This is a genomic window from Anoxybacillus tengchongensis (genome assembly GCF_014201585.1).
Classification (GTDB): domain Bacteria; phylum Bacillota; class Bacilli; order Bacillales; family Anoxybacillaceae; genus Anoxybacillus; species Anoxybacillus tengchongensis.
Genome location: NZ_JACHES010000021.1, coordinates 1 through 10391, shown reverse-complemented (window position 1 = coordinate 10391; position 10391 = coordinate 1). Strand labels below are relative to the sequence as shown.

General features: G+C 39.8%; 14 protein-coding genes. 12 read left to right on the top strand and 2 right to left on the bottom strand.

Features of this window, described 5'->3' with window-relative positions:
- The 11 genes from HNQ82_RS14320 to HNQ82_RS14270 all read left to right on the top strand — a co-directional run.
- Positions 1-871: DNA-directed RNA polymerase subunit alpha (locus HNQ82_RS14320; protein ID WP_183250449.1), on the top strand; the 871-nt coding region annotated here is incomplete at its 5' end.
- Between the two features lie 60 nt (positions 872-931).
- Entirely contained in the window at positions 932-1294 is a 363-nt protein-coding gene (rplQ, locus tag HNQ82_RS14315) for a 50S ribosomal protein L17 (RefSeq protein WP_003397694.1), read from the top strand.
- 113 nt (positions 1295-1407) lie between these two features.
- Entirely contained in the window at positions 1408-2262 is an 855-nt protein-coding gene (locus tag HNQ82_RS14310; protein ID WP_183250447.1) for an energy-coupling factor ABC transporter ATP-binding protein, read from the top strand.
- Positions 2220-3089: an energy-coupling factor ABC transporter ATP-binding protein gene (locus HNQ82_RS14305; protein ID WP_183250446.1), complete on the top strand. Its 870-nt coding sequence runs from the start codon at positions 2220-2222 to the stop codon at positions 3087-3089. The genes HNQ82_RS14310 and HNQ82_RS14305 overlap by 43 nt, the downstream gene beginning before the upstream one ends.
- The gene (locus HNQ82_RS14300; protein ID WP_183250444.1) at positions 3086-3883 is read left to right on the top strand and encodes an energy-coupling factor transporter transmembrane component T family protein; all 798 of its coding nucleotides are present in this window, start codon (positions 3086-3088) and stop codon (positions 3881-3883) included. Before HNQ82_RS14305 ends, HNQ82_RS14300 begins: the two co-directional genes overlap by 4 nt.
- Before the next feature lie 15 nt (positions 3884-3898).
- Entirely contained in the window at positions 3899-4639 is a 741-nt protein-coding gene (gene truA, locus HNQ82_RS14295; RefSeq protein ID WP_183250442.1) for a tRNA pseudouridine(38-40) synthase TruA, read from the top strand.
- Between the two features lie 146 nt (positions 4640-4785).
- Positions 4786-5220: a 50S ribosomal protein L13 gene (gene rplM, locus HNQ82_RS14290; protein ID WP_012573869.1), complete on the top strand. Its 435-nt coding sequence runs from the start codon at positions 4786-4788 to the stop codon at positions 5218-5220.
- A gap of 22 nt (positions 5221-5242) precedes the next feature.
- Positions 5243-5635 carry a 30S ribosomal protein S9 gene (gene rpsI, locus HNQ82_RS14285; protein ID WP_003397701.1) on the top strand — a complete coding sequence of 131 codons (393 nt, stop codon included), beginning with the start codon at positions 5243-5245 and terminating at the stop codon, positions 5633-5635.
- A gap of 89 nt (positions 5636-5724) precedes the next feature.
- Entirely contained in the window at positions 5725-6129 is a 405-nt protein-coding gene (locus HNQ82_RS14280) for a DUF2521 family protein (RefSeq protein ID WP_183250440.1), read from the top strand.
- Between the two features lie 55 nt (positions 6130-6184).
- Complete coding sequence (cwlD, locus tag HNQ82_RS14275) at positions 6185-6883, top strand: N-acetylmuramoyl-L-alanine amidase CwlD (protein ID WP_183250438.1); 699 nt, start codon at positions 6185-6187, stop codon at positions 6881-6883.
- A 79-nt stretch (positions 6884-6962) separates the two neighbouring features.
- Positions 6963-7970: an Mrp/NBP35 family ATP-binding protein gene (locus tag HNQ82_RS14270; protein WP_183250436.1), complete on the top strand. Its 1008-nt coding sequence runs from the start codon at positions 6963-6965 to the stop codon at positions 7968-7970.
- 16 nt (positions 7971-7986) lie between these two features.
- On the opposite strand, the gene gerD is transcribed toward HNQ82_RS14270, so the two are convergent.
- Complete coding sequence (gerD, locus tag HNQ82_RS14265) at positions 7987-8583, bottom strand: spore germination lipoprotein GerD (RefSeq protein ID WP_183250433.1); 597 nt, start codon at positions 8581-8583, stop codon at positions 7987-7989.
- A 131-nt stretch (positions 8584-8714) separates the two neighbouring features.
- On the opposite strand from gerD, the gene HNQ82_RS14260 reads away from it, so the two are divergent.
- Entirely contained in the window at positions 8715-9311 is a 597-nt protein-coding gene (locus tag HNQ82_RS14260; RefSeq protein WP_183250431.1) for a KinB-signaling pathway activation protein, read from the top strand.
- 16 nt (positions 9312-9327) lie between these two features.
- On the opposite strand, the gene pdaB is transcribed toward HNQ82_RS14260, so the two are convergent.
- Entirely contained in the window at positions 9328-10089 is a 762-nt protein-coding gene (gene pdaB / locus HNQ82_RS14255; protein ID WP_183250428.1) for a polysaccharide deacetylase family sporulation protein PdaB, read from the bottom strand.
- Positions 10090-10391 lie beyond the last annotated feature (302 nt).

Below are 10391 nucleotides of genomic sequence, written 5' to 3'. Positions count from 1 at the left end.
TGAACCAATTGAGCGTGGATATGGTACAACTTTGTCTAACTCCATACGAATTAACCAGTTATCCTCACTCCCTGGTGCCGCTGTAACATCTGTTCAAATAGATGGTGTATTGCACGAGTTTTCAACAATTGATGGCGTCGTGGAAGATGTAACAACAATTATTTTAAACATTAAAAAACTAGCGCTAAAAATTTATTCGGACGAAGAAAAGACGCTTGAGATTGATGTACAGGGTGAAGGAGTCGTTACAGCTGCGGATATTACTCACGATAGCGACGTAGAAATTCTCAATCCAGACCTTCATATTGCTACATTAGCAAAAGACGGTCGCTTACGGATGAGAATGACGGCAAAACGCGGACGTGGGTATACACCAGCTGACGCTAACAAGCGCGAGGATCAACCGATAGGTGTTATCCCGATCGATTCCATTTATACGCCGGTATCGCGCGTATCGTACCAAGTCGAAAATACGCGCGTCGGTCAAATGACAAATTACGACAAGTTAACGATCGACGTGTGGACAGATGGTAGCATCGGCCCGAAAGAAGCAATCTCACTAGGGGCAAAGATTTTAACAGAGCACTTGAATATTTTTGTGAACTTAACAGATGAAGCGCAACACGCTGAAATCATGATCGAAAAAGAAGAAGATCAAAAAGAAAAAGTGCTCGAGATGACAATTGAAGAGCTTGATCTTTCTGTTCGTTCGTACAACTGCTTAAAGCGTGCTGGCATTAACACAGTACAAGAGCTTGCGCAAAAAACAGAAGAAGATATGATGAAAGTGCGCAACTTAGGCCGCAAGTCGCTTGAAGAAGTAAAGGCGAAGTTAGAAGAGTTAGGATTAAGCTTACGTAAAGATGACTAGTTAAGCGTTTGGTTAACTAGGCATTTTCATGTTAAAAGTGAAATAAAGGAGGGACATCACATGTCTTACAGAAAATTAGGACGCACAAGCTCTCAACGTAAAGCATTGCTTCGTGACTTAGTGACAGACTTAATCATTAATGAGCGAATCGAAACAACAGAAGCTCGTGCAAAAGAGTTGCGTTCTGTTGTAGAAAAAATGATTACATTAGGAAAGCGCGGCGATTTGCATGCACGTCGCCAAGCTGCTGCATTCGTACGCAAAGAAGTCGCAAACACTGAAACAGGTCAAGATGCGATTCAAAAATTGTTTAGCGATATCGCACCACGTTACCAAGACCGTCAAGGCGGTTACACACGCATTATGAAACTTGGACCACGCCGCGGCGACGGTGCGCCAATGGTCATTATTGAACTAGTTTAATACGTTTTTACAAGGGCGAGACAGTTTTTGAACTGGATCTATGCCCTTTTTTTGTTTCCTTTTTTGTAGTAGAGTAGAGAGTAAGAAAATTCAGAAGAGATGAGGAGAGAGTTGTGGAAGTTGCATTACGTGTGGAACATATAAGTTTTCAATATGCAAACGAAAAAACATATGCTTTACAAAACGTGTCGTTTCAAGTGTATAAAGGTGAATGGGTAACCATTGTTGGTCATAACGGATCGGGAAAGTCAACACTCGCTAAGCTATTAATCGGTTTATTGCCACCGAAAAGTGGAACGATTCACGTATGTGGCATCCCATTGAATGAAGAAACAGTATGGGATGTTCGGGAGAAATTAGGTATCGTTTTTCAAAATCCAGATAATCAGTTTGTTGGAACAACCGTTCAAGATGACGTCGCCTTTGGTCTTGAAAATCGTGGCGTACAAAAAAATGAAATGGTAAAGCGCATAAACGAAGCACTAAAAAAAGTAGGTATGGAAAATTTCGTGAATGACGAACCGCATCGTCTGTCAGGTGGACAAAAACAACGTGTAGCGATCGCAAGCGCCATTGCTCTTGAACCGAATATTATCATTTTAGACGAAGCAACATCGATGCTTGATCCGAGCGGAAAAAAAGAAGTGCTTCAAGTGATTCAATCGCTTCGTCGTGAACGCGATATGACTGTTATTTCAATTACTCATGATTTAAATGAAGTGGCAAAAGCTGATCGAGTGATTGTCATGAATAAAGGAAAGATTGCATTAGAAGGAACACCTAAACATATTTTTGCGCACGGATCAAAGTTGGAAGAGATGGGGTTAGACTTACCATTTTCGCTCCAACTAAGTCAACGGTTGAAGGAAAATCACATTCCAATTACAATCGATCATTTGACAATAGAGGGGTTGGTGAGTGAATTATGGACATTGTATTCCGCGATGTCGAACATCGCTACCAAATAAATACCCCCTTCGAAAAGCGGGCGCTGTACGATATTCATATGGATATCCCTAACGGTTCATACGTAGCGGTTGTTGGTCATACCGGATCGGGAAAGTCAACCCTTTTGCAACATTTAAATGGCTTACTTCAACCGACGAAAGGGACGATCCATCTTGGTAATTACACCATTACAGCAGGAAAAAAAGAAAAACATTTAAAGCTTTTACGAAAAAAAGTAGGTATCGTTTTTCAATTTCCTGAACATCAGCTATTTGAAGAAACAGTAGAAAAAGATATTTGTTTTGGACCGATAAATTTTGGTATGAACGCAGAGGAAGCGAAAGCTCGTGTGGGAGAATGGTTAGCACTTGTCGGATTGCCGGAAGAAGTGCGACATAAATCTCCATTTGCTTTAAGTGGTGGGCAAATGCGACGTGTGGCGATTGCCGGTGTGTTAGCCATGGACCCAGAAGTACTCGTGTTAGATGAACCTACTGCGGGATTAGATCCTCGTGGGCGAAAAGAAATGATGGACATGTTTGCAAAACTTCAACGGCAAAAACATATGACGATTGTGCTTGTTACACATAGTATGGAAGAGGCAGCACGTTATGCGGATGATATTATCGTGATGCATCAAGGAACAATTGTGCGAAGAGGAGCACCAGAACATATTTTTCGTCATGTCGATGATTTAATAAGCCTCGGACTAGATGTCCCTGAACCAGTTTTGTTTCAACGGGCAATCGAACAAAAATTTGGCGTGCAGTTTCATGCCCCTTGTTTGACGATGGAAGACGTCATCAAAAACTTACAAACGTTATTTACTAGGGTGAAGAGCATATGATGAACAGTATGATTATCGGAAAATATGTTCCCGGGAATTCCCTCATTCATCGTCTTGATCCACGCACAAAACTGTTGCTCATGTTTATATATGTATTCATTGTGTTTCTTGCTAATAATGAATGGACGTATGGGGTGTTGACTTCTTTTACATGTGTGTTGTTGTTTTTATCGCGTATACCGCCCTCTTTTATGATTAAAGGATTAAAACCAGTTTTATGGGTCATTGTGTTTACGTTTCTTCTTCACGTATTGCTAACAAAAGAAGGGGATGTCGTTTTTCAATGGCTTGGGATCGAAGTGTATGACAAAGCGATCCAACAAGGAGCGTTTATTTCTTTACGCTTTTTGCTTCTTATCGTTGTTACAACGCTAGTGACGTTAACAACGACACCGATTGAAGTGACCGATGGGATGGAATCATTGCTTTCACCATTAAAAAAGTGGGGTATACCTGTTCATGAGCTAGCGTTAATGATGTCTATTTCCCTTCGTTTTATTCCAACATTGATGGAAGAAACTGAGAAGATTATGAAAGCTCAAATGGCTCGCGGGGTCGATTTCTCAAGCGGACCGCTATCAGAACGAATGAAAGCGATGACGGCATTGCTTGTTCCGCTATTCATTAGCGCATTTAAACGAGCAGAAGAACTAGCTGTTGCCATGGAAGTGCGTGGATATCGTGGGGGGAACGGTCGAACGAAATGGCGCGAGTTGACGTGGAGGCGCATAGATACGGCTTTTATGCTTTTACTTGGCTTATTGGCTGTTTTGTTATGGTTACTTCGTTCATAAAAAGGAGCGAACATCATGAGAAGAATGAAATGCATCATTGCGTATGATGGTACGCATTTTGCAGGATACCAAATTCAACAACAAAAGCGAACTGTACAAGGAGAGCTTGAGCGTGCGCTCTCGACCATTCATAAGGGTCAATTTGTTCGCGTATATGCGTCAGGACGAACGGATGCAACCGTTCATGCGTATGGACAAGTTATTCATTTTGATACGCCGCTTGCGATTCCTGATGAAAGATGGTCTAAAGCGTTAAATGTGCTTCTTCCTGATGACATCATTGTCAAAGAGGCAATTGAAGTATCGCCTTCCTTTCATGCTCGATTTAGTGTGAAAACGAAAGAATATCGTTACCGTGTCTGGACGGGAGAGAAAAACGTGTTTTTGCGTCATTATGTATATCACTATCCGCATCAACTTGATGTAACGAACATGAACGAAGCGCTTCATTATTTGATCGGGACGCATGATTTCACAAGCTTTTGTTCGGCAAAAACGGAAATAGAAGATAAAGTTCGCACAATTTATGAGGCGGAAGTCATTCCACAAGACAAAGAATTGATCTTTCGTCTTGTTGGCAACGGTTTTTTGTACAATATGGTTCGTATTATTGTTGGGACGGTGTTAGAAGTCGGACGCGGGAAACGGCGTGCTGAAGAGATAAAGGCGATTTTGGAACAAAAAAATCGCAATGCTGCAGGAAAGACTGCACCGGGTCACGGTCTTTATTTATGGCACGTTTCGTATGACAACTAATCCAGGTGTAACATTTTCTTGACATTGGGTTGTAGAAGAGATATTATATCATATGGTATGTATTTTAAACCCACGATTAGCCCCGGAAATTAATCGTGTTGAAATAAATATCGCTTGTTCATTTTTTATTTTAGGAGGGAAAACAAATGCGTACGTATATGGCGAAGCCAAATGAAGTAGAACGTAAATGGTACGTTGTTGATGCAGAAGGCAAAACGTTAGGACGTCTTGCTAGTGAAGTTGCTGCGATTTTGCGCGGTAAACATAAACCGACTTACACACCGCATGTTGACACTGGTGATCATGTGATCATCATCAACGCAGAAAAAGTTGAGTTAACAGGGAAAAAATTAACGAACAAATTATACTACCGTCACAGCTTACATCCAGGCGGATTAAAAGTAAGAACAGCGCTTGAAATGCGTACAAATTACCCAGAGCAAATGCTTGAAAGAGCAATTCGCGGCATGCTTCCAAAAGGTAGCCTTGGTCGTCAAATGTTCAAAAAATTGCACGTTTATCGCGGAAGTGAACATCCGCATCAAGCACAAAAACCAGAAGTTTATGAACTTCGCGGATAATTGATCAAAGGAGGGCATTATTTTGGCACAGGTACAATACTACGGCACAGGCCGTCGCAAAAGTTCAGTTGCGCGTGTGCGTCTCGTTCCAGGTGAAGGACGCATTATCGTAAATGGTCGTGACATTCGTGATTATGTTCCATATGAATCTTTAGTTGAAGTTGTCAAACAACCGCTTGTTTTAACAGAAACATTCGGTAGCTACGATGTATTAGTAAACGTAAGCGGCGGTGGATTCACAGGTCAAGCAGGCGCAATCCGTCACGGTATCGCTCGTGCATTGTTACAAGTTGACCCAGAATATCGTCAAACATTAAAACGTGCAGGTTTATTAACGCGCGACTCTCGTGTGAAAGAGCGTAAAAAATACGGTCTTAAAGGCGCTCGTCGTGCACCACAATTCTCAAAACGTTAATTTCAACAAATCTCGGCAATTATTTGCCGAGATTTTTTTGTATGTCCCTCTTGTTCATGCGAACAATATATATAAGGAGGGACAGCCAAGTGGGAATACTTACATCGTTTACAATAAAAAAGTTAGAAAAACAGCTTGCTTATGAGCGAAATGTATTGAAGGATCTTTCTTATCGTGAGTTATGTAGACGTGTGCGCACGTATTGGCAACAATACATGATTGTTTCCGAAGTCATGGAAACGATATGCATCGATATAGCCATTGAAGCATATTTGCTCGGTGCACATTATAGTCGGTTTACATATTATGGTGAGTCAATAGAAACAGTGAAAAGTCGTTGTATAAACGAATACGAACAACTTATACATGAACTGTATGAACATATGAAGCTATGCAGAGATGGTATGTACGACACGTGTGCTCGTTACGTAGATGTTTGGTGGAGAGAAGGAATCGAAAAAGGGCTTCGTCGTCAACGTCTTCGTTGGAAGTAATCGTTCTAAATTCTCCTCTTGTCCCATATAACATAAATAGTGGGGAGGAGAAGGAATGAAAGTACGTATTATTATTCTTTTCATTGTTTTTGTCCTTTTTTTACAGTTTTACGTACTTCATGATCGCTCATGGAAAGCGTGGAGTTTACCGTTATCAGGGAAGATTATCATCCTTGATCCAGGGCATGGGGGGCCTGACGGGGGAGCGGTTGGAGGAGACGTTCTTGAGAAAGACATAGCGCTAAATGTTGCATTAAAATTGCGCGATTATTTGCAACAACAAGGTGCACTCGTTCAAATGACGAGGGAAGGAGACTACGATTTAGCGAATGAACAAACGAGGGGATATAGCCGAAGAAAAATAGAAGACTTACAACAGCGAGTCCAGCTTGTGAATGATTCAGAGGCAGATTTTTTTATTAGTATTCATTTGAACGCCATCCCTTCACCAAAATGGAGAGGGGCACAAGTGTTTTATTATTCCTCATTAGAAGAAAATAAACGATTAGCGAAGTTTATTCAACAAGAACTGCGTGTCAATTTAGAGAATACACATCGCTTAGCAAAGCCTATTCAAACGGTATATTTATTAAAAATGGCGAAAAAGCCTGGGGCTTTAGTTGAGATTGGTTTTTTGTCAAATGAGGAAGAACGAAAACTGCTAGCGTCTTCTTCGTATCAAGAAAAGCTGGCCGCTTCGATTTACAAAGGCATTTTACGTTACGTGTCGAACGAACGCGATCCTTCTGAATGAGAAGGATTCATTTTTTTATAAAGAAAATTATGTTATATTGAAAGTGTGAAACCGAATACATAAGGACTGGTGAGGCGCGATGTTGACAGAAAAACAAGTTGTAGAGCTGATTGAAACGATTTACGACCCTTTTTTGAAAAAAACGTTTAAAGAAACAGGGGCAATTCAAGAAGTCAAAATAAATAAAGAGAAGGGATTAGTGAGCGTAAAAATTGCTTTAGCTAAAACAGGAACGGCAGAACAACTTCAAGTACAACAAACTGTTGTAGAACGTTTAAAAGGCGCAGGAGTATCTTCTGTTGGGCTCCGTTTTGCTCAATTGCCGTTAGAAGAAGAACGTGCAACAAATGAACCTATTTACTTAGCAATTGCAAGTGGAAAAGGTGGAGTAGGAAAGTCGACTGTATCAGTTAATTTAGCTGTTTCACTTGCTCGGCTTGGCAAAAAAGTCGGGTTAATTGACGCTGACATTTATGGATTTAGTGTACCAGACATGATGGGTATTACAGAACGTCCAGTTGTTCGTGGGGAGAAAATTATTCCGGTTGAACGGTTTGGTGTGAAAGTCATTTCGATGGGCTTTTTTGTAGAAGATAACTCGCCGGTTATTTGGCGTGGACCGATGCTTGGCAAAATGCTAAAAAACTTTTTTGATGAAGTGGAATGGGGAGAATTAGATTATTTATTATTAGACTTACCTCCAGGCACAGGCGATGTAGCATTGGATGTCCATACAATGCTTCCAACATCGAAAGAAATCATTGTGACAACGCCTCATCCGACCGCTGCATTTGTTGCGGCAAGAGCGGGAGCGATGGCAGTCCGAACAAATCACGAAGTTGTCGGTGTCATCGAAAATATGTCGTATTTTGAAAGTAAAACAACAGGTGAAAAAGAATACATTTTTGGAAAAGGCGGTGGTCAAAAATTAGCTGAAGAATTGCAGACGGATTTACTTGGGCAATTACCGCTCGGGCAACCTGATTGGAACGATGACGATTTTGCCCCTTCTGTGTACGGTGAAGATCATCCGATTGGAAAAGTATATATGGATATCGCCAGAAAAATCATTGCAAAGCTACGATGAGGGGCTACGAAGCCCCTCATGTTGTTTGCTCGTCACTTGATTCTTCTTGATCGGAACTTTTTTTACCGCCTTGCATTTCTTCGGCTGCTTTAATAAGAATATCCTCAATTTTTGCTTTAAACAGCGGGCTACTAAATGTTTCTGTAATAACTTTTTGCAAATGAGCTCGAAAATCTTTGTTTTTCATTTCTGTTTGTATTAATTTTTTCATTTCTGGATTTTGCATAATTTCAATGACCATTGCTTGATATTCAGGATCTTTCATTAGCGCTTTTAATAATTTTTCATGCTCTTCTTGCATGCTTTTGGCAAAATTTTGGGCGAACTTTGGATCTTCAAACGCTTTTTTCCAAAACGCTTTTCCTTTTTCGGATGTTAACGTTTCTTCGATCGTCTTTTTTACAACTTCTTGATTGATAACGAGTTGTTGTTTAATTTTTTCATCGCCCATCACTTCTTGAATCGCTTTTTTTCCTTCATCTGTTTTTAGAATATCGACGACCATTTTTTTTGTTTGATCGTAATCAGGTTGTGCAGGGGTTTTTTCTTGTTGAGCGCACCCGGTCAGCACCAATACATAACTAAATAGGAGGAGCAAAAATGTCCGATTCATAATGAAAAGCCCCTTTCAACAAGTTTCCTTACTGTTAATATTCAATGTTCTTTGCAAAAATATTCGCTAGCATTTTTCTTATTTCGTTGATAGAATTTTGAAAGGGATATTGAGAAGTGGAGGTTGCACAAGTGAATAGTCGAAAGTGGGTTCAATTGTTTTTTTCTACATTGTTTGTTGGCGGAATAAGTACGGGGATTGTTGGGTTTGCTGTGAAATGGAACGAATATGCACGTCTTTTTACATCGTTTGAAATAAAAGAAATTTTATCCGTTCTCGTTTGGCTTATTGGTGTTGGCTTTATTTTTAGTGTAATTAGTCAAATGGGCTTTTTTGCATATTTAACAATTCATCGTTTTGGTCTCGGAATTTTTCGTTCGGTTGGATTATGGAATGCTGTACAATTAGTTCTCATTGCTTTTGTTTTATTTGATCTCGTTTATTTCCGTTATCAACTGTTTGCAAAAGAAGGGGAATCCCTTGTTAGCTACGTGCTTGTTGCCTTATTTATTTTTTTATTTGGACTGATTGTCGCATACGTAAAAATGCGAGAAACAAATAAAGAAGCGTTTGTTCCTGCGTTATTTTTTATGGTTGTTGTGACGGTCATTGAGTGGTTTCCGGTATTACGAATTAACGAAGAAAATTGGTTGTATTTAATGCTGTTCCCTTTATTAATTTGTAACGCGTATCAATTGCTTATTTTGCATAAACTTTTACGTAAATAAAATGAGGCCGCAAGCCTCATTTTATTTCTTTGCTTTTTATATCAGCGTTGTTTACAAGGTCAGATATTCGCACGCTTTTATATCCTTCTTTTTTCATCCATGTAACGATTTGTTCTAATGCTTGAGCAGTTTGTTTGGCTGAATCTGAGGCATGAAGCAATACAATATCTCCGCCTTTTGTATTTTGTGTGACATTTTCGACAATTGTGTTCACTCCAGGGTTGAGCCAATCTTTTGAATCAATACTCCAATGAACGACAGTATGACCGAAAGAATGAACAACTTTTAAGACGTCTTTATTAAAATTTCCTGTCGGTACACGAAGGAAGGGAACGTGCTTAATGCCTAACGTATCAAATACTTTTTTAGCTTGTGCTAAGTCCCGAATAATTTTCCCACGCTCTAGCTCAGTATAATTTTTGTATTCATAGCCCATACTTCCGATTTCGTGTCCATCTTCCACGATTTTTTTTACGATTCGCGGGTGGCGTTCAGCCCAAGAAGCGGATAGAAAAAATGTAGCTTTTATCCCGTGTTTTTTTAATACGTTCAAAATAGGTATGGCATTTGTTTCTCCCCAACTAATGTCAAACGTCAACGCGAGCTCATTTTTTTTATTTTCGACTTTGTAAATGGCTTTCGGCCCAGGATCAGTCGAAAATACAGATTGATTTGAAAGCTGCTGAATGTACAAAATAGAGGCTGTGACAAAGGCGATTGATACAATGAGAAGCCATTTTTTTATTTTTTTTCCGTCAAGAATATAAAAAAACTTCAATATTTGTCCCCCCTTGTCCTTTTTATGACCATCTTATGCGAGAAATAAAACGATATGATCAATGAATAAATGAGAACATTTTTTTAAAAAATACTGTTGACAACAAAATAAAACATGTGTTAAATTAATAAACGTCGTCAGCGACGAAAAAACATAGTTGACGACAATGAAAAGAAATGATAGTATATTATAGCCGTCGTTTGACGGAGATGTTCCTTGAAAACTGAACGAAGCGAAAGCGTACAAAAGCTAAGGATAACTTTTCTATGGAGAGTTTGATCCTGGCTCAGGACGAACGCTGG

Bases quoted from the DNA above. Each gene is read 5' to 3' on its own strand.
- rplM (WP_012573869.1), top strand. From the start codon at position 4,786: ATGCGTACGTATATGGCGAAGCCAAATGAAGTAGAACGTAAATGGTAC.
- HNQ82_RS14300 (WP_183250444.1), top strand. From the start codon at position 3,086: ATGATGAACAGTATGATTATCGGAAAATATGTTCCCGGGAATTCCCTC.
- HNQ82_RS14270 (WP_183250436.1), top strand. From the start codon at position 6,963: ATGTTGACAGAAAAACAAGTTGTAGAGCTGATTGAAACGATTTACGAC.
- cwlD (WP_183250438.1), top strand. From the start codon at position 6,185: ATGAAAGTACGTATTATTATTCTTTTCATTGTTTTTGTCCTTTTTTTA.
- HNQ82_RS14305 (WP_183250446.1), top strand. From the start codon at position 2,220: ATGGACATTGTATTCCGCGATGTCGAACATCGCTACCAAATAAATACC.
- rplQ (WP_003397694.1), top strand. From the start codon at position 932: ATGTCTTACAGAAAATTAGGACGCACAAGCTCTCAACGTAAAGCATTG.
- truA (WP_183250442.1), top strand. From the start codon at position 3,899: ATGAGAAGAATGAAATGCATCATTGCGTATGATGGTACGCATTTTGCA.
- gerD (WP_183250433.1), bottom strand. From the start codon at position 8,583: ATGAATCGGACATTTTTGCTCCTCCTATTTAGTTATGTATTGGTGCTG.